This window comes from Parabacteroides massiliensis, assembly GCF_900155425.1.
Taxonomy (GTDB): domain Bacteria; phylum Bacteroidota; class Bacteroidia; order Bacteroidales; family Tannerellaceae; genus Parabacteroides; species Parabacteroides massiliensis.
On the sequence record NZ_LT700189.1, the window covers coordinates 687,954 to 712,682 of the forward strand.

Here is a 24,729-nt window from a genome sequence, read left to right on the forward strand (position 1 = left end):
CTTCTGATAAGATAGATGATTTTATAATCTCCTTCGATCAGGGAACGAAAAGATTCTGTTCCTTGATAGTAGGATTCTACTTTTCCTACAATAGGGGAAACGGGTTAAACGATCTACCTGCTTCTTAATGGGGGAGATCCGTTTTTGAATCGTTTTCTTGCCAAAGGCTTTGTAGAAGTCGTAAATTTCTTTCATTTGTCTGATTGCTTGATCAGTCCAATAAGGCTTTAGGTTATCCATTATGTCTTTATTGTTTTACCAGGTTTTCATTTCTTCCTCTAATTCTTCAGTGGAAAGATATCTCCCTTCATCAATATCAGCTAATGACTGACGAAGTATCTCCATCTGCTCTTCATGCGTGTAAACGCAAGGACGTTTCATCGGGATAACATTCATGTCCTTGAATTTATCCAAGGCTTTTCTCAGGTAATCGATCAGTCTCGGATTGTCTGTTTCCAATATTTCTTCAATCAGAAGCTGTTTTTGTGCATTCAATTCCATTGTTGTCATAATATAAAGTATTTATCTGTGTGTCGATGCAGTTGCAAATATAGGTATATCAAAAGAAAAAGCCCGGTTTTATGCGGGCTTTTTCTTTTGACTGTTTTATTTTCTGATTTTCACAACTTTCCCCATCTTACTGCTATCGTAGGCTGCCTCGATCAGACGGATGACAGGCAACACGCCGGCGGCATCCGTCAGGAGTGGTTCGCCGTGGCGGAGATGTCGGTAAATATTGTCGTAAAATCCGCCGTAATTTCCGGCATGGCTGGGATATTTGCGTCGGACGACGTTGCCGTCTTTCTCTGTGTGAAGGAGTCCCCATATGCTTTCGTCTTCAACACCCCAGCCGGGAGAGCCGGGCATCAGCCCTTCGTTCAGGTCTGCTTCCTGACGGTCCAAGCCGTATTTGACGAAAGATCCTTCCGTGCCGTGCAAGACGAAGCGGGGTTCGGGTTCGCACATCAGGTAGCTGGATTTCAAGGTGACTTTGACATGTGGCGCCTTGGAAGGGCGGAGCAGATGGATCACAAAATAATCGTCAACCTTGCCGCCCGTACGAATGATGTCGATATCGGCAAAAACGGCTTCCGGCATGCCGAACAACTGAACCGCCTGATCGATCACATGAGCCCCCAGGTTATAGGTCAGGCCGCCGCCCAACTCTCCGGTTTCCTTCCATGTCCCCGGTTTTATAAAGTTACGGTAGCGGGGATAAGTCGATTCGAACTCTACAAGACGTCCCAGCAGTCCTTTATCCAGTATTTCCCGAACCGTCAGGAAATCCGAATCCCAGCGTCTGTTCTGATACACGCTTATAGCCAGTCCTTTGGAGCGGGCGAGGTCGACCAGTTCTTGCCCTTGTTCTACGGTTGTCGTGAAAGGTTTCTCGACAATCACATTCTTTCCGGCCTCCAGTGCTTTCCGGGCGTAGTCGTAATGCGTACTGTCGGGCGTATTGATGACAACCAGTTCTAACTCATCCAACGCAACGAGTTCATCGAAACTGCGCACAATACGGGCTGAAGGATAACGTTCTTTCGACAGTTCCTTGCTGCGCTCCGTGATTGCCGTCAGGCAAAAAGCCGGGTTCGTACTGATAAAGGGGGCATGAAATATTTGCCCAGACATGCCGAAGGCGGCCAATCCAGTTTTGATCTTCTCCATCTTTATGAAAGTTTGTTTTTGCGAAGATATGAATTTCTCCATCAAAATATCAGAAATTTGCAAACAATGTGAACGGAGTATTTACTTTTCAAGCAGGATGATCATGCCGCTCCGTCCCATAATCTCGCATCGCTCCAGATTGTTCACCCGGCTACCCCACTGGATGTTTCTTATTTCCGGCAATGAAATCGTAGCCGGATGGAAGCCTAAAGCTTTCTCGTCGATGGATATTTTTGCCTTTTGCGGCAGGTCCGTCCAGTTGGCTATCACGAGAAGGGCTTTGTCCCCGTTCGTATAGACCGTTGCCGGAAGATTCGCATTATCCGTCTTGACAGGGCTGTTTTCGTCCCAGTAGCCATGCATGGATGCTTTATCCATCCCGAACGAATCCCACAATTGCCAAAGCGGGACAGGGTTGCCGCTCCAAGGCAGGCGAGGAAGCATACCGAATATCATACCCCGGAAAGGATTACGCGCGTCCAGTGTCTCGCTTAACAGGCCAAACGGAATACCTGACATTTCCACTAACCAGAAGTCGGCCGTATTGTCAGCATTGAAACCTTCGCCAATCCAGGTACGATCGACGTAGGGAAGAAGTTCCGTATAGAGGTGCAGGGAGTTGGCATAGCCGGCCCACTGGTTCATGTGGTTCCAGGAGTGGATGTCGATCAGCCGCCGTTTACCGTCGGCGTCGAGGATGCGCCGGGCACGCTGCAGTGTTTTGCGGTCAAGGGCGCTGTCGTCGATATAAATGCCGTCGACTCCTAAGTTTTTCACCATCCAATCCAGCCCGGCCAGATAATAGTTGTTCCAACGGGAATCGGGAGTCGTAATAACGGAAATGTCCATATCACCCGCATATTTTCCCTCTTTGAAAGCGTTGTACCAGGCAGGAATGAAGTGCGTGGCGAGATTCTTGTTCAGCCACTCGTTCGGCCCGTTACGATGGATCAACGTACGTGTGTCTTTTCCGGGACCGTCATGGATCACTTCTCCGCCCAGGCTTCGCAAGGCCCAGAGTTCGGGGATTTTCACGGTCAGTTCGCGCGTTGTGTAATATAACCGGACTCCGAGGTTTTTGCTGTGTGCTTCGGAGATGAAACGTTTCAGGTCGGCAACCGACTCGTCATAATACGGATAGTTGATGAAAGGATAAATATCTTTCTTATGATGGACATTGATCAAGTTCGCTCCAGCTTTCTGGGCAGCCGGGATATAGCCGGCGCTGACGTCGCTGTTCGAATGATAGAAACGCTCCGTTGCCTGCAATTCCAGGTCGATCGGTTTAACAGGCGTGATTTGCATGTCGAAGTTGTAATGCAGGACTTCGTCTTTGCGTAAACTGCGTTCGCCACTGTAGACGATCATTCGTGTTTCGCCCTCTTTTTCTGGGCGGATACGGATACCGCCTCTGTTGTTGTTTCCCCAGGAAAGGGGCAGGTTCAATTTGCCGAGTGCATAATAGATATTGACCAACGGACGCACAAAATTCTCATCCATGAAATGAAGGTTAAGGCCGGCGTTGACGTTACCCATCCAGATTTTGTCCTGATGCTTGCCGGTGTCCCATTTCCATGATATCAGCGTGTCCGGACGAAATCCGCCTTTGTGCCCCAATCCCATCATATACTTGGAGGCATAAGCCGTGTAAGGAATTTCCAAACGTATATCCTTGATCTCGACATCTTTTTTCGGTTTGACCTGAAGATGAATACTGCCGATACCGTCGAACCCGAAAGTACCCTGGCACACGACATCGAAGTTACGGCTCTTTTGCTTCGTTTCCCAACTGACGGAAGCGTCATTGCGGCTCGTGACACGGAGACTTCCGGGGGTCAAGGCCTCCTGTCCGTCGGGAGTCTCGATGACAAACGCCATTCCTTTTGCCAGGACGGCATTCGAGATTGAATCACTGAGCCGGTTGTTGGCATCGTAACAAGTGTTTATCCTGCACGGCAGCCCGCTCGAAGAAAGTTCGATTTCACCGCCCAACCAGGAGAGAGTTTTCTTTCGGACGGCCACCGGAGTGTAAGGCGCAGTCGGTTCATCGGCTTTCCCTAATGTGGAGTTGAGCCAGCGCAGACGGGTTTTCCGCCATCCTTCGTCATCGCCATGATTGGCGATCGGCGAACCCGACACGCTCAGTTCGATTGCTATCTCGACCGGTTTGCCGTTGCCTTCCTTCACGAAAGCCTTTCCTTTATACCGTCCTTCGGCAGAAGCCGGAATGTCCATCCCGATCCAGAGAGCTTGCACATGTCCTTTGGGGACACTGACGGTTTTCCGGAATGTTTGCCCGTCGGTGTCGGTTCCTCCTTGGTTGAAACACTGAAATGAGGAGGATTTGATCTTATTCCCATCTCCATTGGTCAAATCGGAGAATGAAACGGAGACGTCTTTCAGCTCCTCGAAAGGAGTGAACACACCGATTTGCCACGTGTAGAACTCTCCGGGCCGGCAGTCGCCTTCCAATTGCAGCCAGGTCTCGTAGGCACGTTCCGTCCAACGGGCTGGGATGGTCTGGTCGAGACGGATATCATGCATCCGGTCTTCGGCAAAGCAAAAATAGCCTGCCGCCGGTTTCCGTGCCAACAATTCTTGCATGGCGGCATTCGAGGCAGCCTGTCGCATTTCCGAATCTTGTTCGTTAACAGTTCCGGAGCGTTTCAGGTCATCGAAAGCATTCGTGACCGTTTCTTGGGCTTTCAGTCCGGCGTTGCCCCAGGTCAGGAGCAACGCAACGGCTGTCAGGATTGTTTTCTTCATCTTGTTCGTTTACATTAGTATTGTCATATCGAGGTGCTATTCACCCAGGTTTTCAAAGATGTTGCCTTCATGGATTTCATCTGCCTTGATTTCATCTTTATAATATTCGGCGGCGAGGCGGACATACTTTTTATACAGGCGGGTAGCGGTTTCCACTTCGTCGCCTTGCGTGATAGGGGTGCGGACTTTGCCGGGCGTGGAAACGAACTGAAGTTCCCAGTCACCCAACATGCTGTAGAAATCGTTGGCACGGAAAGCTTCACGGCCGTGTGTTTGCGGCAATCCTTCTTCGCTGTAGCTTGTCCCGGCGTCGAGATGCTCCTGAAGCATGGCGTAGAACTTTTCCCAGCGTTTCAGATAATATCCGTCTATCAAACCCGTCCATTCCCGCCAAGAGTAGTCGAAGATAAGCGGATCGCCATCGGCCCCCCACACTGTGACAAGCGCGGTCGCGTCTTTTTCAAAGAGGTCTTTTTCTTCCTTGTTATCTCCCCAACTACGAGCCTGGGTCAACCATTTGTCAAAGTTGAATTCCGGACGCGTTCGCAACAGCTCGTCGGCATCGCGCAGCATTTCGAGAAAACGGCCGCTATGCAGGGCGAACGCTTCCTTGTCTTTTTTGCGGAACGCCTCTGCCGCCTGTTTATGGATGGCCTGTCCGAGGTTGGACATCAACTGGCGCTGGACATCGACTATATCGAAACGATAAGGATCGGACCCCTTCAGCCGGTCGGCGTCTTTCAGCAACAAGCTTTCGGCCTGGACTACCGACAGAGGGGAGTAGGGTATCCCCAGGCCGGCGTTAGGACCGGATTTCTTCACATCCACAGCGGGGCGGGCAGCGATGATGGAACTGCGTTCCGTCCCGTTTGTTCCCGGACGATAGGGTCCTTCCAACAGATGCCGCCAAGCCTGACGGGCGCTTTCGGACGGTTTGCCGTAGCGACGGTCTGCGTAACGGTCGAGCCATTTTTCGATATCGACCTCTTCCTTATGCAGCGGCATTTCGAAAGCCAGATCATAATAGACCGGATTTTGCTCGATAGACTCCATAAAGAGACCGGAGCCGCAAACATTCGGGTTCTTTCTTACCGCATTCGCGTATTGGTTGGAGGCAAGCAGGCGCAAATCTCCGTGCAGGTTGATACGTCCTCCGAAGTTATGCAGGTTTCCGGCAACGAGCGGATACCCCCAGCAAGCATTTTCCTGCTGGCTTCTGGCCCCGTTCAGGTCCAGGATCAGCAGATTCTCTTTCGGAACAGCTTTCACGATCGGTTCGCGAAGGCTCCATGCCTGCATGGCCCAAATCGAGTTCGGGTCAAAATCGTCGAAGAGTTGGTGGATGGCGTTGCCGACGGCACTCAAATATTCCGGCGTGTCGACAGGCGGTTGGCTTTCGTGGAACGGATCGGCCGCATAAACGCCATGCGCCCCGTAGAGTTTTTTCTCTTCTTCCAGGAAGTCGCGCCCGATCACGGTGAACAACGAATCGGTCGGGTCCAACTGCGCCGCCCCGGTGAAACCGCACCAGGATGGTTGCAACTGTATCTTGGCATCCGGGTATTTTTCTTTCAGCTCACGCGGGACATAACCGGAAAATCCTTGTTGAATGGGTTGCATGCCCAGTTCCAGCTCCCGGTCGATAATCTGTTTTCCCAGAACGATATGCTTGTCGATCCAAGATTTGGGAAGCGGGCCGCCATAACTTTGCAGGTTCTGCATCCATTGCCATGCGAAATGTCCGGGACCGGCCAGGAACCGGCGGGCTTCCTCGTCCGTAAACTTGTGTTTGAGGAGGGTATTGTACCAGACTGCTTCCAGTCCGACAACGGACAAGGGCATGTTAATCGAGTTCATTGCCATAAAGTCGAGTTCCCGTTGCCAGCGTTCCCAATCCCACCAGGCTGCCGAGTAGCTGACCGTACAATAGTTCATGTAGACGCGGTATTTGCCGTTGATCGTGTTTTTAACAGGGACGGGCATCGGCAATTGTTCCGGCAGGTCCAGTTGATTGCCGAACCAGGAAACGTGTGCGTCGCAGGTATATTTCAGATACTGGTTGAACGCCGTCGCCAGTGAGACCGTGTTGTTTCCGCGCAGTACGACTTTGCCGTTGTCGGACGTGATCTCATAGGCGTCCATCCCATCGACAGGTTCCATTAATTCCAGTTTGAATTGATTTCCGTATCCGGGAGTCACGCGTTCGATCAAGTCGTAGGCCGCCTGTATCCGAGGATCTTTCTTACATCCTGTAGTGCACACGAGGATGAAGCTAAGCAGTAGTAATTTGAGTTTCATTTTTTTTGTTTGTTGAAATTAGATATTACAATCATAAGACGAACAAAAAAAGCGTTTCCCTATGGCGGGCGACGCTTTTTTTGTTATTGTACTATTTTCAATCCTCTCAAATCGTTGCCGGAGACATTCTGGAAGACGCTGAGCCCAAATTCCGGAATTACGGCCAGTACATGGTCGAACACGTCGGATTGAATGCTTTCGTAAGGGACCCAGTCTTTCACGGAGGAGAAGAAATAGAGTTCGATCGGTATGCCGGTTTCCGTCGGCTGCAACTGGCGGACCATGCAGGTCAGTTCCTTGCTGACCTCCGGAAGGCTTTTCAGATAATTGACCAGGTAGGCGCGAAACACGCCGATATTCGTTTGCCGCCGGCCGTTCACACGGATGGAGCCGTCGATCCGGTGCTCTTCGTTATAGGCGTCCAGTTCTTTTTCTTTCTTGTCGATATAGTCTGCCAGCAAAGAAATTTTACGGAATTTGGCCAACATCTCCGGTGTGCAGAAGCTCACGCTGTTCATGTCGATATTGATGGAACGCTTGATCCGTCGTCCGGGAGATTCCGACATGCCACGCCAGTTCTGGAAAGCATCGCTCACCAGGGCGTAAGGGGGGATCGTCGTGATCGTATTGTCGAAGTTCTTGACTTTGACTGCGTTCAGCGTGACTTCGGTAACCGTCCCGTTCGCCCCGTATTTCTCCATCGTGATCCAGTCGCCCGGACGCAGCATGTCGTTGATCGAAAGTTGTATGCCTGCCACAAATCCCAAGATCGTATCTTTGAACACCAACATCAGGATAGCGGCGGAAGCACCCAGTCCGGCGAACAGCGTCGCCGGGGATTTTCCGATCAGAATACTGATGATCAGTATGAAGCCGATAAAGGAAACGGCGACCTGCAGCAGTTGGATGAAGCCTTTCAGCGGTTTGTTCCTGAACGATTCTTTCCGGTTGTATATTTCATGGACGACATTCAGGGAAGCGTTGATGAAGCGAAGCGAAATGGCAATGATATAAATCTGGCATATCATTTGCAGGATTCCCAATATCTTCGGCGCCTCGTCGGCCGGAAAAGCCAACGGCAACAACACATACACCAGGATGGCGGGGATCATGTGCATCAGCTTGTTGATAATCTTGCGCTCGACGATCAGATCGTCCCACTGGTTGCGGGTTCTCTTCGCAAGCCGTTTGAACATATTCAGGAAGATATAACGACAGGCGTAGTCGATGCCGACCGTCACGACTATGATCAGAAACAGGACGATCGCATTGTCCAGTTCATTTGCCGAACTACTGATAATACCCCATTCGATCAGACGATTGTTAATCCATTCTTGTATTGCGTGCATATTCTTTAAATGATTGGTCAAGTGTACTTGCGATAACCTGGAATTTCCATACAAAGCTAACTAAAAAAATACAATATACCCCATAAAAAGCGACAAAAAGGCCATTATCCTAATATATAGCCGATTAGCTAAAACACCAGTTTCTTAAAAAATATTACCCCTGCGGGAAATTTTATTTTTATGGGTATGAAAATCGATTTTCATGCTTGTGTGTTTCGATTTGGACCAATGGGTGTTTTTGCAAATTCGACAATAAGGCCAGTCTTTCCCTTGTCGCCTTATTTATGAATACTGGTAAACTTTCAGTTCGAATTTGGGAATCATTGCGAAGAAATGGTCGAAAATGTCCGACTGGATACGTTCGTATTCTTTCCATACTTTATTGCGGGAGAAGAAATATATCTGGATCGGCACGCCATATTCGGTCGATTGCAACTGGCTGATGATCAGATCGAGGTCGGTATTGACGACCGGAAGACTTGTCAGGTATCTCTCCACATAGACACGGAATATCTGCGAATTGGTAGGCACGACGCCTTCGTCAGGCTTGTAGTCGGCAAGCAGCGGGATCTCCTTGCGGAACGTGTCGAGCATGTCCGGCGTGCAGAACTTGATGGTATTGAGGTCGAGAAAGATGGATTTCATCACACGGCGACCGCCCGATTCGACCATTCCACGCCAGTTCTGGAACGAAACGTTTACCAACGTGTAAGGCGGGATGGTGGAGATGGTATTGTCGAAGTTCCGTATCTTGACCGTGTTCAGCGTGATCTCCTGCACGATCCCGTTCGCGTTCGATCCCGGAACCGTGATCCAGTCGCCCGGTCGCAGCATGTCGTTGGCGGAAAGCTGTATGCCCGCCACGAATCCTAAGATCGTATCTTTGAATACCAACATCAGGATCGCCGCCGAAGCGCCCAATCCGGCAAACAGGCTTGCCGGCGACTTGCCGATCAGGATGGCGATGATGACGATCCCGCCGATAAAGAACAGCAAGACCTGAAGCACCTGCATGAACCCTTTGATCGGGTGGTCCTTACTTGCTTGCCGCATATTGTACATATCCAGAAACACCAGAATAAAACCGTTTATCGCCAGCAGCAAAGCGGACACGATATACACGGCGCATATTTTCTGGGACAAAAGCAACAATCCTTTTCCCCGTATAAACGCCAGAGGCAACAGGGCGTAGACCAGGAGGGCGGGTATCGTGTGGACCAGGTGATGGGCTACCTTGCGTTTGAGAAGCAACGAATCCCACTGGTAACGCGTATGCTGCGCCAGTTTTTTCATGCTGCCGACAAAGATCGCCTGACACAGGTAATCCAGCCCGATCGCCAGTATGACCAGCAATGCAGCGATAATCATCTCGTCGAAAGTATCGGCAATCTTAGGGTCTACGCCCCAGCCGATCAGGATGCCGTTCATCCAACTGCCTAAGTTCACCATATCGTATTTGCTTTTTTATTTTGGATAACAACTCAATATTCGTTTGGTTTACTATAATCAATTGCAAATATCTGATTAATTTTTTTACCTTTGACGCTAATATTACAAATCTGTAAAAGATCGTGAACTTAAAATTAGTGATGATGGCATTTGCATGTTGTTCTTATCAATCGCAAGCAGAGGACTTGAACGCTCTCAAAGTTAAAGAATATAAACTGGAAAACGGACTGACCGTTTGGCTGAACGAAGATCACAGCCAGCCGAAGGTTTTCGGTGCCATCGTCGTGAAAGCAGGAGCGAAGGACTGTCCGGGCACAGGGATCGCCCACTATTTCGAGCATATGATGTTTAAGGGGACGGAACGCATCGGGACGCTCGACTACGAGTCGGAGAAAGTCTTGCTGGATTCCATCGCCATGAAATACGACGAACTGGCCATGACGGAAGATGCCGAAACACGCGCCCGCCTGCAGAAGGAGATCAACGAGCTGAGCATCCGCTCTTCCGAATATGTCATTCCCAACGAGTTCAACCGGCTCATCAGCAGGTTCGGCGGTTCCGGGCTGAACGCGGCGACCTCGTACGACGCCACATTCTATTTCAATACGTTTTCCCCGCAATATATGGTCCAATGGGCGGAGATCAACAGCGAACGCCTGATCAACCCCGTCTTCCGCCTTTTCCAAAGCGAACTGGAAACGGTTTATGAGGAGAAGAACATGTACGGAGACTTCATCGGCGGCCAGGTGATGGACACGTTGATGGCACGCTATTTCGGCCCGCACCCGTATGCTTACCCGATTCTCGGCAGCACGAAGAGCCTCAAGAATCCGCGGCTGACGGAAATGCGCAAGTTCTTCGAGGACTATTACGTGGCCTCCAATATGGCGCTGGTCCTTAGCGGCGATTTCGATACGCAGCAGGTTATGCCTATACTGGAAAAGGACTTTTCACGCATCCGTCCGGGCAATGTGCCGAAGCAGGAGAAGGTGATGCTCCCGCCGTTCAACGGGCGGGAGAGAATGAAGGTGAAGTTCCCGATCCCCTTTATCAAGGCGATGGCGTTTGGTTTCCGGGGCGTTCCGGCCAACCACGAGGACCAGGTTGCCCTGAATATAGCGGTCAACCTGCTGAACAACACCAACGGCACGGGCTATCTGGACAAACTGATGGTGGAACATAAGCTGATGGGAGCCGTTGCCATCCACAATAGCTTGAACGAGGCGGGGATCCTTGCGATCGCCATTATGCCGAAGTTGCTGGTCCAGTCGTACGGTTCGGCCGAAAAGATGGTCTGGAACGAGATCAACCGGGTGAAGAACGGAGACTTCAGCGACGATGTGTTCAGCAGCCTGAAGCTGGAACAGAAACGTCAGTATGCTTCCGCATTGGAGAATATCGACTCGCGTGCGACGGTCATGATGAATCTGTTCTCGCAAGGAAAGAGTTGGGACGATTATCTGAACGAGGTAGCACGGATCGAGTCCATTACGAAAGAGGATGTCGTGCGTGTCGCCCAAAAATATTTCAGTAATAACTATCTGTGCGTAACCAAGAGCACGGGAAAATACCCGAAGGACAATCTGCCGAAACCGGCTTTTGCCCCGGTCGTTCCCCGGCATGCAGACGCTTCGTCTTCTTATGCCGAAGAGCTGGAAAAGATACCGGAACAGCACGTGGCGCCGCGTATCATCGATTTCGAGAAGGATGTGAAGACGTCGAAGCTGGCTCCTTTGGTGACGTTGTACACGACGCCCAATCCGCTGAACGATATTTTCACCTTCAATATATCCTATGGGATAGGCGCGTTGGAACAACCGGTGTTGATGCAGCTCGCCAACTACCTGCAACTGTTAGGGACCGATTCTTTGTCTTTCGAACAGTTCCGCGGCCGCTTGCAATCGATCGGGAGCACGCTTGCTTTCGACGTGACGCCCGATGCTTTTGTCATGAAGGTGACCGGTTTCGATAACCGTATCGACGAGACGATGGAACTCGTGGGCGACTTTATCCGCCATGCGAAGGCAGACGACAAGAAGCTCCGCCAGGTTGTGGACGAGGCCAAAGTCTCGAACAAAGCTTTTTTCAAGTCGGGCGACAATGTGGCGTCGGCCTTGCTTGAACAGGTGAAATATGGTGGCCAATCCCGTTACCTGCGCAAGCTTTCACTCTCGCAGGTCAGGAAGTTGAAGGGCAAAGACCTGCTGGCGGCCTACGATAAGGTACGGAGCATGCAGTGCGACCTTCATTACTGCGGCACATTGCCCGCAGAGAAGGTGATCGGGACGATTCGCCGGCATATCCCGTTGGAGCGGACGACCGTGGCCACTCATTCTCCCTATTACCGCGAGTTGAAGCAATACGACCGGCCGACCGTCTTTTTTATCGATATGCCGGATATGGCACAGAGCATCGTTTACGGCTATGTCAAAGGCGATCCTGTCGACGACAATGCTTCCCGCCATGCTTCCCAACTGTTCTCCATCTACTTCGGGGGCGATATGTCGTCGCTGATGTTCCAGGAGATAAGGGAGTTCCGTTCTTTTGCATACCGGACAAGCGGGCGGTATCAGTTGCCGAACCATGTGCATAAGGGAGCTGCCGGATCTTTTACGGCGATGTTGTCCACTCAGAGCGACAAGACGCTGGATGCGTTGGGCGTACTGGATTCGCTGATCCGGGAAATGCCGTTGAAACCGGAAAGGGTGGAGGCGGTCAAACAGACGTTGACCAACCATATCAACAACGATTATCCGCCTTTCCGCAGCCTTTCCGAAAAAGTGGCGAGTGCGCGGATGGAAGGTTTCGACCGTGATCCGGCTGAAGAATTCCTGCAGGATATCGCTACGATGGATATGCAGGATATTTCCCGTTTCTACCAGGAGCAGATTCATGGCCGCCCGGTCGTTTACGTGATTGCCGGGAACCGGAAACACATCGATATGAAGAAGCTGGCCGGATACGGCACGATAGTCAAAGTGAAAAAGAAAGAAATCTATAACAATTGACAATTTTTAAAAAGCGTGTATAGTAAAGACGAACTCAAGAACCTGAAACTTGAATTTTGGGAAAGTTTCGCCGCATTTTGTGAAGTACAGCCGTATCTGAGAAGACGCAAGAAGATATGGACTTTGTATGATACGAAAGTGAAAGGAGTTGAACTTAAATTCGATGCGACAAGAGATGGGGCGTTTGTCATCCTCGAAGTGAACCATAAGGGCGAAGAAGCCCGTCTGGAAATGTTCGAACGCCTGACGTGGTATAAGGAGACGCTGGAAAAGGATTTCCCGGAGGGATTGACCTGGGACATTTGCTTCGTGCGTGACACGGGAAAGCAGGTAGCCCGTATTTATACATCCAAATCCGGAATCGATTTTCACCGCCGTCAGGACTGGGGAGAGTTTTTCTCCTTTATGGCAAGCCAGATGTATCTGTTGGAACGGAACTTCATGTCCATAGCAGAGTATTTAAGGGAATAGGGATATTTATGATTTTTGAATGATGGTTTGTGTCATGTTTAAACAATTTATTGGTATAGCTTCTATCGCATTCTTAAGTGCTTGCGGTAGTCCTGCGCCGGATACGGCGCTGTTGCAACCGGGAGTCAGCCGGGAATTGGCTCAGTTCAGGAAAGAACATTTCGAGGGAGTACGTTACAACCTCTTTTTCTCCATCCCCGAATCCCGCAAGGAGGCCGTCACAGGCAAAGCGGAAATAACGCTTGCCATTCGTGAAAAACAGCCTGTTATCATAGACTTCCGGGGAGAACCGGAACAGGTCGCCTCGGTTTTGTTGAACGGCCGGAAAGTTCCTTATACAGTGAAGGACGAACATATCGTGGTCGACGCCAAAGAGGTGGCAGAAGGAGAGAATCGCGTGAGCATCGAATTTACGGCTAACGACCAGTCGCTGAACCGCCGGGACGAGTTTCTTTATACGTTGCTGGTTCCCGACCGGGCGCGTACGCTCTTCCCTTGTTTCGACCAGCCGGACATGAAATCGATTTTCACCCTCTCGTTGGAGGTTCCGTCTTCCTGGCAGGCTGTCGCCAACGGGGCAATCGAGCAGGAGGATTCGACTTCCGTCGCCGGACGCAGGCGGGTTTCTTTCCGGGAGACGGAACCGCTCAGCACCTATCTTTTCTCTTTTGTCGCCGGTAAGCTGACACGAGAAACATATTCGCGCAACGGACGGAATATTTCGATCTACCATCGCGAGACCGACCCGAAGAAAGTGGCACAGTGTCCCGACATCGCATCCGAAGTGTTCGACGCGCTCGAATGGCAGGAGGAATATACCCGGATACCGTATCCTTTCGCCAAATACGACCTGATCATTTTACCGGGATTCCAGTTCGGCGGAATGGAACATACGGGAGCGACTTTATATACGGACGGGCGGATGTTCCTGAACGAAAACCCGACACTGAACGAGCGTCTGTCACGCAGTTCCCTGATTGCGCACGAGACGTCGCACATGTGGTTCGGCGACTTCGTGACGATGGAGTGGTTCAATGATGTATGGACAAAAGAGGTCTTTGCCAATTATTATGCCTCCCAGATGATCGAGCCTCTGTTTCCGGAGGTGAACCATTCCCTGAATTTCATGCTCGACTATATCCCCGCGGCCTATTCCGAAGACCGTACTGCCGGAGCCAATCCGGTCAAGCAGCAACTGGAGAACATGCGGGATGCCGGACTGATGTACGGTAATATCATCTATGACAAGTCTCCGGTTATCCTGGAAATGCTGATCAAGAAAATGGGGAAGGAGCCTTTCAGGAATGGGATCCGGGAATATCTGAAGACGTATGCATACGGAAATGCGACTTGGGAAGGCTTGATCGGTATCCTGGACAAATATACGGACGACGATCTGGCAGCCTGGAGCCGGGTTTGGGTGAATGAAAAGGGCATGCCGGAGATATGTGGAGTGATATCCGAAGATGGCAAATCGTTGCAGGTCTCGCAGAAAGATCCGTTAGGACGTGGGCTGCTGTGGGAACAAGATTTGTCTTTTCTGGTTGTCTATCCCGACGGAGGGACGGAGGACGTGCAAGTTTCCTTTGGAAAAGAACAGGCGTCATGCCTCAAGGTGTTGAAAAGGCAGGCGGGCGAAGGCTGTTTCGTCATGCCCAACGCCGATGGCAAAGGATATGGTTTCTTCCGCCTGCTTGAGAAAGATGCGAAGGCTTGTTTGGCCAACCTTCCCGCTTGCAAGGACGAGGTGTTGAGAGGTTCCTTGTTGATTACGTTGTACGAGAATTTATTGAACCGGACGATCCCTGCAGAGCTTTATATGGAAGCGATGTTGGATTATCTGCCTACGGAAAACAATTCTCTGTTGTTCTCGGCCGCCCTCGGATATACCGGCAATTGCCAGCGTCTCTATCTCGCTGATCCGGAGAGACTGGAACAGGTGCTCTGGCAAATCGTGACAACGGCAGAACAACCCCAGCAACGTCTGCAGGCGTTCCGCCAATATCGTTCCGTTGCCCGTTCGCCGGAAGCGGTCGGAAAACTATACGCGCTCTGGAAAGACCAAAAAGCGCCTGCCGGATGTTCGCTGAGCGAAAACGATTATATCAGCCTGTCCTACGGCCTGGCAATCCAAATGCCTGACAAAGCCGATGAAATTGTTGCAACCCAGCAAGCACGGATCACCAACCCGGACCGCAAACGGCAATATGCGTTCATCTCGCCCTCCGTTTCTCCCCGAAAGGAAGTGCGCGACAGTGTGTTTGCTTCTCTGCTCGTAGCCGAGAACCGTCGTGTCGAACCGTGGGCTTCGGCTGCCTTGTCGAACCTGAACTGCCAGTTGCGCCAGAAAGAAGCGGTCGGTTATATCCGTCCGGCTCTGGAAATCTTGCAGGATGTGCAACGTACGGGAGATATCTTTTTCCCGCGCAGCTGGGTACGGGCTTTGCTGGGCGGACATACTTCGCCGGAAGCCAGGAAAGAGGTGGACGACTTCTTTGCCGCCTATCCGGACTATCCGGTCCTGCTTTCGAATAAAATCCGTCAGCAGGCGGACCATTTGTACAGATAACCGGGATTAGCGGGGCTAAACAGGTCTCATAATAAAAAAATAGCCCCGCTAAGCTAATCTTTTGTAAGTTTTATTTGTCAATTCAATTATTTTTGTAACTTTGCAGCATAAAAATAATAACAAATGAAAAGTTTAGTTCTGCATCTCCACCATCATCATTACAACGGGCAATAGTTCGGTGGGCTGTGTGGTATGTAGAAACATATGATATAAAGGAATAAGGCTTGCCGTTTACGGTGAGCCTTTTTTTGTTTCTGGAATAATATATATAAACGAAATAAACAATGTTACGAATCGCAGTACAATCAAAAGGTCGTCTTTACGATGAAACAATGCTTCTCTTGGAAGAAGCCGGTATTAAACTGAACAAAGGAAAACGTATTTTGCTGTTGTCGGCAAAAGGTTTTCCGGTGGAAGTCTTGTTCTTGCGCGATGACGATATTCCACAATCAGTAGCCAATGGCGTTGCCGATGTCGGTATCGTAGGCGAAAACGAATATGTAGAGAAAGGGCAGGAGGCCAAGCTGATCAAACGTCTGGGATTCAGTAAATGCCGTCTTTCACTCGCCATTCCGAAAGATGAAGACTACCAAGGGGTGGAATGGTTCTCAGGAAAAACGATCGCAACTTCCTATCCGGAAATACTGAAGACTTACCTGGCTGAAAAGGGCGTGAAAGCAGACCTTCACGTAATCAGCGGCTCTGTGGAAATCGCTCCGGGCATCGGCCTTGCGGATGCGATTTTCGATATCGTCAGCTCAGGCAGTACACTGGTGAGCAATCAGCTTAAAGAGGTGGAAGTCATCATGGAGAGCGAAGCTTTGTTGATTGCCAACAACAACCTGTCGGATGAAAAACAAGCTATCCTGGACGAACTGTTGTTCCGTTTCGAAGCGATCCAGGTAGCGGAAGGCAAGAAGTATGTATTGCTGAACGCTCCGAAAGACAAGATGGACGAGATCATAGAAGTGCTGCCGGGCATGAAGAGCCCGACCATCACGCCGCTTGCCGATGAGAACTGGGTGTCTGTCCAGTCCGTTATTGCGGAGAAACATTTCTGGGAAATCATCGGTAAATTGAAATCGTTGGGAGCGGAAGGTATATTGGTGTTACCGATCGAGAAAATGATCTTATAAATTATGGAAGTAATCAAATATCCGTCAAGAGAAGAATGGGCTTCATTAGCCCAGCGTCCGGCACTGGATGTCACGACACTGTTCGACACTGTTCGTACGGTGCTGGATGAAGTCCGGGAGGGAGGAGATGCTGCCGTTATCAGGTATGAGGAAAAGTTCGACAAAATAGATCCTGCCACTTTCAAAGGGTTGCAGGTTTCAGAACAGGAATTGGCAGAAGCGAAAGAGCTCGTGCCTGAAGACCTGAAACAGGCTATCCGCCAGGCAAAGAACAATATAGAACTATTTCACGCCTCACAACGTTTTACGGGGAAGAAGGTGGAGACGACACCGGGTGTCACCTGCTGGCAGAAAGCGGTCGCGATAGAAAAGGTCGGTTTGTATATTCCCGGCGGAACGGCTCCTCTTTTCTCTACCGTCCTGATGTTGGCTGTCCCGGCACATATTGCCGGCTGTAAGGAAATCGTGCTTTGTACGCCTCCGAACAGGGAAGGGAAGGTACACCCTGCCATCCTCTTTGCAGCGGAAACGGCAGGTGTCAGCAAAATATTCAAGGCCGGGGGAATCCAGGCCATAGCGGCGATGGCTTACGGAACAGAATCGGTTCCGAAGGTCTATAAGATATTCGGTCCCGGTAACCAGTATGTGACAGCGGCCAAACAGTTGGTCAGCCTGAAAGAGGTGGCTATCGACATGCCTGCCGGTCCTTCCGAAGTGGAAGTGATAGCGGATGAATCGGCCAATCCGGCTTTTATCGCCGCCGATTTCCTTTCCCAGGCGGAACATGGCGTGGACAGCCAAGCCATGCTGGTGACGGCATCCGAAAGCGTCGTCGAACCGGTCATGCAAGCGATCCGGGAACAACTGGACCGGCTGCCTCGTAAGGAGATCACGGAAAAATCGTTGAGCCACAGCCGTCTTATCGTGCTGAAGGATAAACAGGAAGTGATCGACTTCACCAACCTGTACGCACCGGAACATCTGATTATCCAGACGGCCGACTATGCTGATATTGCCGGACAGATAGAGAATGCAGGCAGTGTCTTTATGGGACCCTATACGCCGGAAAGCGCCGGTGACTACGCTTCCGGGACGAACCATACATTACCGACCAACGGATATGCAAAAGCCTACAGTGGTGTGAACTTGGACAGCTTTATCAAAAAGATCACGTTCCAGGAGATCACGGCCGACGGTATCAAGCGGTTGGGCGAAACGATCCGGACAATGGCAGCCAACGAGCAGTTGGATGCACACAAGAATGCAGTAACAATCAGATTGAAAACATTATGAAAGACTTAAAAAATTTGGTCAGACCCAATGTCTGGAACATGAAGCCGTACTCGTCTGCCAGAGACGAGTTTCAAGGCAATGCCTCTGTTTTCCTGGATGCGAACGAAAATCCGTTTAACAGACCGTACAACCGATATCCCGATCCCTTGCAATGGGAACTGAAGAAAAAGATTGCGGAGATCAAAGGGGTGAAACGCGAGTCTATCTTCCTGGGGAACGGGAGTGACGAACCGATCGATCTGATTATCCGTGCGTTTTGCGAACCGTCTATCGACAGCGTCGTGAGCATCGATCCTTCCTACGGTATGTATGAAGTGGCGGCCAATGTCAATAACGTAGAGTTCCGGAAGATCAAGCTGGACGAAAAGTTCGACCTGGATACGGACAGCCTTCTGGAAGCGGCAGATGATTGGGTGAAGGTGATATTCCTGTGTTCTCCCAACAACCCGACGGGAAATAACCTGAGCCGTGATCGCCTTTATAAAGTATTGAATACTTTCCAGGGAATCGTTGTGATCGACGAGGCTTATGTCGATTTCTCCATCGAACCTTCTTTCTTGGGTGAGCTGGACAAATTTCCGAACCTGATTGTCCTGCAGACTATGTCGAAAGCATGGGGAGCTGCCGGAATCCGGTTGGGAATGGCTTTTGCTTCTCCCGAAATCATCGCGATCCTCAATAAGATCAAATATCCGTACAATGTAAATCTGCTGACTCAGGAACGTGCCTTGTATATGCTCGAAAACAAGGAACAGATGGAAAGCCAACTTCGTTCGATCCTCTCCGAACGGATTCGTTTGCAGACCGAATTACCGGAGTTGAACTGCGTGCGCAAGATTTATCCTACGGATGCAAACTTTATCCTGGTCGATGTGACAAACGCCGATACGGTCTATAAGAATCTGGTCAGACAGGGAATCATTGTCCGCAACCGGACTAACGTGACCATGTGTAACGGCTGCCTTCGAATTACGGTTGGCAAACCGGGTGAAAACGATGCTTTGATTAATGCGCTTAAAAGAATGTAGGGATTTATGATTTGAGATTTATAATTTATGAAATGACACGTCATAAATTATAAATCTCAAATCATAAATCATAAATCATAAATCATCAATGAAAAGAGCTTTATTTATAGATAGGGACGGGACGCTTGTGATAGAGCCGCCGGTAGACTATCAACTGGACAGCCTGGAGAAGCTGGAATTCTATCCGAAGGTATTCCGCAACCTGTACTTTATCCGTAAGCAGTTGGATTTCGAGTTTGTGATGGTGACGAACCAGGACGGGTTGGGTACGGATTCTTTTCCGGAAGAGACGTTCTGGCCGGCACACAACAAGATGTTGAAGACATTGGAAGGCGAGGGGATCCGTTTCGACGATATCCTGATCGACCGTTCTTTTCCGGAAGAAAACTCTCCGAACCGGAAACCTCGCACGGGCATGTTGGGTAACTACCTGTCCGGCGAATACGACCTGGCAAACAGCTATGTGATAGGTGACCGGCTGACAGATATGCAGCTGGCTGTCAATTTGGGGGCAAAAGGGATATGGCTTCGTCCGGATGACGACGAGGCCCGACAGTTACTCACGGAGAATACGGCTATTTCTCCCGTCCTGATTACGGACGACTGGGACCGGATCACGGAATATCTTTTTGCCGGAGAACGCCGGGCCACTGTTAGACGAACGACAAGGGAGACAGACATTTTTGTGGATGTGAACTTGGACGGACATGGGCGGACGGAGATTTCCACCGGTCTCGGTTTCTTCGACCATATGCTCGACCAGATTGGGAAACATTCGGGTATCGACTTGACGGTACGGGTGAAAGGGGATCTGGAAGTAGACGAACATCATACGATAGAGGATACGGCTATTGCGCTTGGAGAAGCTTTGTTAAAGGCTTTGGGCGATAAGAGAGGGATCGAACGCTACGGTTACTGTCTGCCGATGGACGATTGCCTGTGCAGTGTGGCGCTTGATTTCGGCGGACGTCCTTGGTTGGTTTGGGATGCGGAGTTCCACCGTGAGAAAGTAGGGGATATGCCGACCGAAATGTTCCTGCATTTCTTTAAGAGCCTGAGCGATACAGCCCGCATGAACCTGAACATCAAAGCGGAAGGCACGAACGAACACCACAAGATCGAAGGTATCTTCAAGGCTTTGGCCCGTTCCATCAAGATGGCCATCCGACGCGATATCTACAGGTTTGAACTGCCGAGCACGAAAGGAACTTTGTAGATTTATGATTTTAGATTTATGATTTATTGTCGACACATAAATCATAAATCTAAAATCATAAATTATAATTACTCCGCCGTCGGTCCTTCCACATAAAGCCTGCCGTTCTCATCGATTCCCATCTTGTCGATAAAGACGACCCGCTGGTTTCCCGTTTTCTGGGTGTAACCATGATAAACACAATACATCTGCTTGCCGTCTTTTGACCAGGTCACGCTGTTGTGTCCCGTACCGGTAACGATGCCACCTTGCTCCACATTTTTTTGAAGTACAGGATTGTCGTTCGATTTGACAAACGGGCCGAGCGGACTTTTTGCCGTTGCATAGCCAACAGCATAATTCTTGCCTTTATAATAATTGGCCGAATACATCATATAGTAAGTATCTCCCTTTTTCAGCGTGTAAGGTCCTTCCGTCCAACGGCGGTTGATCTCGCCCGAAGTAACGGAGCGGCTTTCCCATTCGGATTGCGTGTCGTCCAGTTTTACAGGCGGACGGAGCAGCAGGACCGGTTCGCCGATCACCTCTGTCAAATCCGGCTTTACCTCGATGCCGTATATCCAGCTTTCCTCTATCTCGTCGAACTTTCCTTCTTTTTTAGCCTGTTCGGCAATTTCGCTTTCCACCGGATGTTTGTAGCAACAACGGGAATAATACAGATAGGTCCGTCCATTCTCGTCGTCGATCAGGTTCCCGTCGATAGCCGGATAGCCCGGATCAAACAAAGGTTTGTCGGATAACTCCTTGAAGGGGCCTGTCGGTTTGTCTGCAACGGCCACTCCGATACGGAAGTTTTCCAGTTCGTTAGTCGGGTTTTCTTTCCAGTCGGCACTGTACAACATATAGAACTTCCCGTTCCGTTCGTACACCTCCGGAGCCCAGAAGTTGGCGACTCCCCATGATCCCGGAACGTTACCCCGGAACACCTGTCCTTCGGCTTTCCAGTTCACCAAGTCGGGAGAGGAATACACACTGAAGCCGTCGACGGCGCCTCCGCCTGTTCCATACATATAGTATATGCCGTCCGAAGCCAGCAATACATACGGATCACCAAACTGCACGGGAAGGGGATTGGTATGCACGATACCTTCTTCTTCCTGTTGTTCCTTCTGCACTTTGTGTGTGCAGGAAGAAAAAGTGAATACTGCTAAAAGCAATATTACAAATTGTTTCATTTGTCTCATAAAATGTCTGTAAAATTAAAAACACATAATAAATAGCGACAAATATACGAATTTGAAATTATTTCCTTTCCTTTGACTCCCGATTTAAGCAGAAAAAGAGTATATAGTATGATTAGAAATACATTGATAGCGCTTTGTGTGATCCTGTTCGCCTCATGCAGTAAAGGCACAGAATCCAAACTGTTCGGTAAATGGCAATTACAGAAGGTGGAAACAAGCGGCGACGTGCAGAATGTCGATACGGTTTATTTCAATTTTGAACATTCTTTGTTTATGTACCAGGTGTATGTCGCAAAAACCAATTCTTTCCGCCATCAATATGGTTACAACGCGTTGGAAGGAGAAAAAACATTGTTGTTGGAGTTGGAGAACGATCCGGGTCCGGTCAGTAAATTCCTGCCTTATACCGATTGGAATTCAGCTAAACAAACTTATACAATCGATAAACTGAACACCAAGCAACTGATCCTAAGCTGCGAGGGAAAAACGTATACGTTCCGGAAGTTCTAAAGATAAAGGCCGGGCATATTCCGGCAACCGCAAATCCTCTCCTTGAAAAGCGGCAAACATCCCTTTTCAAAACATATATGATTTGATTTCAAAACACCTATGTTTTGCATTCAAATCATATATGTTTTAAAAATGATACATACTACTCGTCTTTCTTTATGATATCCGCCACTTCCGCCCGTGCTTCCCGGATCAGATCTTCCGGTGCGATCCGTATTTGCAAACCCCGTTGTCCGGCACTGACATAAATGTGGTCGAACTGTCCGGCTGTGTGATGGATGTAGGTCGGGAAATGCTTTTTCATGCCGATGGGGGAACAGCCGCCACGGATATAGCCGGTGAGGGGCAGGAGTTCCTTGACCGGGATCATTTCACAGCTTTTGTTGCCGGAGACCTTGGCAGCCTTTTTCAGATCGACTTCGTCGGCACCGGGAATGACACAGACAAAATACCCGCTTTTGTCACCGTGCAGGACAAGCGTCTTGAATACTTGCGCGACATTCTCGCCTAACTGGCCGGCAACGTGTGTCGCGCTCAGATCGTTTTCATCTACTTCATAAGGAACCAACTGATAAGCGACTTTGGCTTTGTCCAGAAGGCGTGCTACGTTTGTTTTGTTGATTTTCATCGCTACTATAAAAAGCTGTTTTTTATATTCCTTTCATAGAAAGCCCGACCCGTTTGCGCACGAGGTCGACACTTAACACTTTCACTTTCACATGTTGATGGATCGAGACGACTTGCGTCGGATCGCTGACAAAGCGATCTGCAAGCTCGGATATATGAACCAGTCCGTTCTCCTTGATGCCGACATCGACAAAACAGCCGAAATTCGTTATGTTGGTGACGATGCCCGGCAGCACTTGCCCTTCTTTCAGGTCTTCGATCGTTTTGACTGTCGGATCGAAAGAAAATACCTGGATGGTCTGGCGCGGATCGCGTCCCGGCTTGTCCAGTTCTTCCATGATATCCAGCAGGGTCGGCATCCCGACTTTGTCCGTTACATATTTCTTCAAGTCGAGCTTTTTCTTCAATTCCTTATTGCTGATCAGCTCGGCGACAGTACATTTCAAGTCTTTGGCCATCTGTTCGACGATCGGATAACTTTCAGGATGGACAGCCGAGTTGTCCAACGGGTTCTTGCCTCCCTGAATACGAAGGAAACCGGCGCTTTGTTCGAATGCCTTTTCTCCCATGCGGGGCACTTTCAGCAGTTCGCGGCGGGACCGGAAAGGCCCGTGTTCGGTACGGTAGTCGACAATGTTCTGTGCCAGTGCCGGACCGAGTCCGGAGATATAGGTCAGCAGATGTTTGCTTGCCGTGTTGACATTCACGCCAACCAGGTTCACGCAACTTTCCACCGTCTGGTCGAGACTCTTTTTCAGGGCGCCCTGCTCGACGTCATGCTGGTATTGCCCGACACCGATGCTTTTCGGATCGATCTTGACCAACTCGGCAAGCGGGTCCATCAGGCGACGGCCGATGCTGACGGCGCCACGGACCGTCACGTCATATTCGGGAAACTCGTCGCGGGCGATCTTGGAGGCGGAATAGATGGACGCTCCGTTCTCGCTGACCACGAATACCTGCACCTTGCGGTCGTAGCGGATATTGGTGATGAACTGTTCCGTCTCGCGGCTTGCCGTCCCGTTCCCGATAGCGATGGCGTCGATGGCGTATGTGGCGACCAATTGTGCCACTTTGGCAGCCGCTTTGCTTTTTTCGTTCTGGGGCGGATGGGGATAGATCGCTTCGTTATGCAACAATGTCCCTTGCGCATCGAGGCAAACCAGTTTGCAACCGGTACGGTAGCCGGGATCGACACCCAACACGCGCTTCTGTCCCAATGGCGGCGCCAACAACAGTTGGCGCAGGTTCTCGGCAAACACGCGTATCGCCTCTTCGTCGGCTTTCGCCTTGCTCAGGTTGGCAAATTCGGTTTCGATGGAAGGTTTCAACAAGCGCTTGAAAGAGTCGTCTACGGCTGCCGATACCTGGTCGGACGCTTCGCCCCGTCCTTTCACGAAACGGCGTTTCAGACGATCCAGGCAGCCCTCCGTGTCTGGTGAAATGCTTACACGCAGAATGCCTTCCGCTTCGCCTCGGCGCAGGGCCAGCAGGCGGTGTGAACTCGTTCGGTTCAGCGGTTCGCTGAATTCGAAATAATCGCGGTACTTGGCGCCCTCTTCCTCTTTTCCTTTGACGACTTTGGAGGTGATAACCGCTGTGTGCGAGAATGAATTCCGGACGGCGTTACGTGCCTCTTCGTTCTCGTTCACCCATTCGGCAATGATGTCGCGTGCTCCTTGCAACGCATCTTCTTCGCTCTTCACATCTCCTTTGACAAAGGTCGCCGCGCGGGCGGACAAATCCCGTTCGTTCTGCATCATCACAACTTTGGCAAGAGGTTCGAGCCCTTTCCTGCGGGCGATCTCCGCTTTGGTGACTCGTTTGGGTTTGTAGGGCAGATACAGGTCTTCTATTTCGGTGCTGTCCCACGAATCCTCGATCCGTTTTTTCAGTTCGGGAGTCAGTTTGCCTTGTTCTTCTATAGAAGACAAGATACTTTCTTTTCTCTTCTTCAGTTCGGTCAACTTGTCCAACTGGTCTTTGATATTGCCGATCTGGACTTCATCCAGTCCTCCGGTCACCTCTTTGCGGTACCGGCTGATGAAGGGAATTGTCGCTCCTTCTCCCAGCAACCCGATGGTCCGTTCCACCTGTCCGGCCGGAATGTTCAGGCTGCGGGAGATCAGCGTATGAAATGATGTTACCATATATTCT

The 24,729-nt window shown here is 50.2% G+C and carries 17 protein-coding genes; 8 read left to right on the forward strand and 9 right to left on the reverse strand.

Going from position 1 to position 24,729, the window contains the following annotated elements:
• Positions 1 to 255: 255 nt before the first annotated feature.
• The 6 genes from BQ9893_RS02945 to BQ9893_RS02970 all read right to left on the reverse strand — a co-directional run bounded on the left by BQ9893_RS02945 (position 256) and on the right by BQ9893_RS02970 (position 9,530).
• The gene (locus tag BQ9893_RS02945; RefSeq protein WP_139322558.1) at positions 256 to 510 is read right to left on the reverse strand and encodes a hypothetical protein; all 255 of its coding nucleotides are present in this window, start codon (positions 508 to 510) and stop codon (positions 256 to 258) included.
• A 96-nt stretch (positions 511 to 606) separates the two neighbouring features.
• Positions 607 to 1,668, reverse strand: coding sequence for a Gfo/Idh/MocA family oxidoreductase (locus BQ9893_RS02950; RefSeq protein ID WP_075965379.1), 1,062 nt, complete (start codon positions 1,666 to 1,668; stop codon positions 607 to 609).
• A gap of 81 nt (positions 1,669 to 1,749) precedes the next feature.
• Positions 1,750 to 4,434 (reverse strand): glycoside hydrolase domain-containing protein, encoded by a 2,685-nt coding sequence (locus BQ9893_RS02955; RefSeq protein WP_075964667.1) that lies wholly within the window; start codon positions 4,432 to 4,434, stop codon positions 1,750 to 1,752.
• Positions 4,435 to 4,470: 36 nt separating this feature from the next.
• Entirely contained in the window at positions 4,471 to 6,732 is a 2,262-nt protein-coding gene (locus BQ9893_RS02960; protein WP_075964668.1) for an alpha-N-acetylglucosaminidase, read from the reverse strand.
• Between the two features lie 83 nt (positions 6,733 to 6,815).
• The gene (locus BQ9893_RS02965) at positions 6,816 to 8,081 is read right to left on the reverse strand and encodes a mechanosensitive ion channel family protein (RefSeq protein ID WP_075964669.1); all 1,266 of its coding nucleotides are present in this window, start codon (positions 8,079 to 8,081) and stop codon (positions 6,816 to 6,818) included.
• 282 nt (positions 8,082 to 8,363) lie between these two features.
• On the reverse strand, positions 8,364 to 9,530 hold the full coding sequence (locus tag BQ9893_RS02970; RefSeq protein ID WP_075964670.1) for a mechanosensitive ion channel family protein: 1,167 nt from the start codon (positions 9,528 to 9,530) through the stop codon (positions 8,364 to 8,366).
• A 143-nt stretch (positions 9,531 to 9,673) separates the two neighbouring features.
• Here BQ9893_RS02970 and BQ9893_RS02975 point away from each other — a divergent pair, with 143 nt between their 5' ends.
• From BQ9893_RS02975 to hisB, 7 genes are all read left to right on the forward strand, one after another.
• Positions 9,674 to 12,538, forward strand: coding sequence for a M16 family metallopeptidase (locus BQ9893_RS02975; RefSeq protein WP_208610801.1), 2,865 nt, complete (start codon positions 9,674 to 9,676; stop codon positions 12,536 to 12,538).
• Between the two features lie 15 nt (positions 12,539 to 12,553).
• Complete coding sequence (locus tag BQ9893_RS02980; RefSeq protein ID WP_075964672.1) at positions 12,554 to 13,009, forward strand: DUF4268 domain-containing protein; 456 nt, start codon at positions 12,554 to 12,556, stop codon at positions 13,007 to 13,009.
• A 22-nt stretch (positions 13,010 to 13,031) separates the two neighbouring features.
• Positions 13,032 to 15,578, forward strand: a complete 2,547-nt coding sequence (locus BQ9893_RS02985) for a M1 family aminopeptidase (protein WP_075965380.1) — start codon at positions 13,032 to 13,034, stop codon at positions 15,576 to 15,578.
• Between the two features lie 284 nt (positions 15,579 to 15,862).
• Complete coding sequence (gene hisG / locus BQ9893_RS02990) at positions 15,863 to 16,714, forward strand: ATP phosphoribosyltransferase (RefSeq protein WP_075964673.1); 852 nt, start codon at positions 15,863 to 15,865, stop codon at positions 16,712 to 16,714.
• A gap of 3 nt (positions 16,715 to 16,717) precedes the next feature.
• A complete protein-coding gene (gene hisD / locus BQ9893_RS02995; RefSeq protein WP_075964674.1) occupies positions 16,718 to 18,007 on the forward strand; it encodes a histidinol dehydrogenase in 1,290 nt (429 codons plus the stop codon).
• Positions 18,004 to 19,035, forward strand: a complete 1,032-nt coding sequence (hisC, locus tag BQ9893_RS03000) for a histidinol-phosphate transaminase (RefSeq protein WP_075964675.1) — start codon at positions 18,004 to 18,006, stop codon at positions 19,033 to 19,035. Before hisD ends, hisC begins: the two co-directional genes overlap by 4 nt.
• Before the next feature lie 88 nt (positions 19,036 to 19,123).
• Positions 19,124 to 20,251, forward strand: coding sequence for a bifunctional histidinol-phosphatase/imidazoleglycerol-phosphate dehydratase HisB (hisB, locus tag BQ9893_RS03005; RefSeq protein WP_075964676.1), 1,128 nt, complete (start codon positions 19,124 to 19,126; stop codon positions 20,249 to 20,251).
• Positions 20,252 to 20,319: 68 nt separating this feature from the next.
• Here hisB and BQ9893_RS03010 read toward each other — a convergent pair whose 3' ends face one another.
• A complete protein-coding gene (locus tag BQ9893_RS03010; RefSeq protein ID WP_075964677.1) occupies positions 20,320 to 21,435 on the reverse strand; it encodes a glycoside hydrolase family 43 protein in 1,116 nt (371 codons plus the stop codon).
• A gap of 108 nt (positions 21,436 to 21,543) precedes the next feature.
• On the opposite strand from BQ9893_RS03010, the gene BQ9893_RS03015 reads away from it, so the two are divergent.
• Positions 21,544 to 21,945, forward strand: a complete 402-nt coding sequence (locus BQ9893_RS03015; protein ID WP_075964678.1) for a lipocalin-like domain-containing protein — start codon at positions 21,544 to 21,546, stop codon at positions 21,943 to 21,945.
• A gap of 142 nt (positions 21,946 to 22,087) precedes the next feature.
• Here the strand turns inward: BQ9893_RS03015 and ybaK are convergent, their stop codons facing one another.
• Positions 22,088 to 22,573: a Cys-tRNA(Pro) deacylase gene (ybaK, locus tag BQ9893_RS03020; protein WP_075964679.1), complete on the reverse strand. Its 486-nt coding sequence runs from the start codon at positions 22,571 to 22,573 to the stop codon at positions 22,088 to 22,090.
• 22 nt (positions 22,574 to 22,595) lie between these two features.
• Complete coding sequence (locus tag BQ9893_RS03025; protein WP_075964680.1) at positions 22,596 to 24,722, reverse strand: Tex family protein; 2,127 nt, start codon at positions 24,720 to 24,722, stop codon at positions 22,596 to 22,598.
• Between the last annotated feature and the right edge of the window lie 7 nt (positions 24,723 to 24,729).

What these genes read in the sequence shown, in the direction of transcription:
- BQ9893_RS03025 (WP_075964680.1), bottom strand. Translation starts at nt 24,722, where the DNA reads ATGGTAACATCATTTCATACGCTGATCTCCCGCAGCCTGAACATTCCG.
- BQ9893_RS02970 (WP_075964670.1), bottom strand. Translation starts at nt 9,530, where the DNA reads ATGGTGAACTTAGGCAGTTGGATGAACGGCATCCTGATCGGCTGGGGC.
- BQ9893_RS03010 (WP_075964677.1), bottom strand. Translation starts at nt 21,435, where the DNA reads ATGAGACAAATGAAACAATTTGTAATATTGCTTTTAGCAGTATTCACT.
- hisB (WP_075964676.1), top strand. Translation starts at nt 19,124, where the DNA reads ATGAAAAGAGCTTTATTTATAGATAGGGACGGGACGCTTGTGATAGAG.
- hisD (WP_075964674.1), top strand. Translation starts at nt 16,718, where the DNA reads ATGGAAGTAATCAAATATCCGTCAAGAGAAGAATGGGCTTCATTAGCC.
- BQ9893_RS02960 (WP_075964668.1), bottom strand. Translation starts at nt 6,732, where the DNA reads ATGAAACTCAAATTACTACTGCTTAGCTTCATCCTCGTGTGCACTACA.
- BQ9893_RS02945 (WP_139322558.1), bottom strand. Translation starts at nt 510, where the DNA reads ATGACAACAATGGAATTGAATGCACAAAAACAGCTTCTGATTGAAGAA.
- BQ9893_RS02965 (WP_075964669.1), bottom strand. Translation starts at nt 8,081, where the DNA reads ATGCACGCAATACAAGAATGGATTAACAATCGTCTGATCGAATGGGGT.
- BQ9893_RS02975 (WP_208610801.1), top strand. Translation starts at nt 9,674, where the DNA reads ATGGCATTTGCATGTTGTTCTTATCAATCGCAAGCAGAGGACTTGAAC.
- BQ9893_RS02955 (WP_075964667.1), bottom strand. Translation starts at nt 4,434, where the DNA reads ATGAAGAAAACAATCCTGACAGCCGTTGCGTTGCTCCTGACCTGGGGC.
- hisG (WP_075964673.1), top strand. Translation starts at nt 15,863, where the DNA reads ATGTTACGAATCGCAGTACAATCAAAAGGTCGTCTTTACGATGAAACA.
- hisC (WP_075964675.1), top strand. Translation starts at nt 18,004, where the DNA reads ATGAAAGACTTAAAAAATTTGGTCAGACCCAATGTCTGGAACATGAAG.
- BQ9893_RS03015 (WP_075964678.1), top strand. Translation starts at nt 21,544, where the DNA reads ATGATTAGAAATACATTGATAGCGCTTTGTGTGATCCTGTTCGCCTCA.
- BQ9893_RS02985 (WP_075965380.1), top strand. Translation starts at nt 13,032, where the DNA reads ATGGTTTGTGTCATGTTTAAACAATTTATTGGTATAGCTTCTATCGCA.
- BQ9893_RS02950 (WP_075965379.1), bottom strand. Translation starts at nt 1,668, where the DNA reads ATGGAGAAGATCAAAACTGGATTGGCCGCCTTCGGCATGTCTGGGCAA.
- ybaK (WP_075964679.1), bottom strand. Translation starts at nt 22,573, where the DNA reads ATGAAAATCAACAAAACAAACGTAGCACGCCTTCTGGACAAAGCCAAA.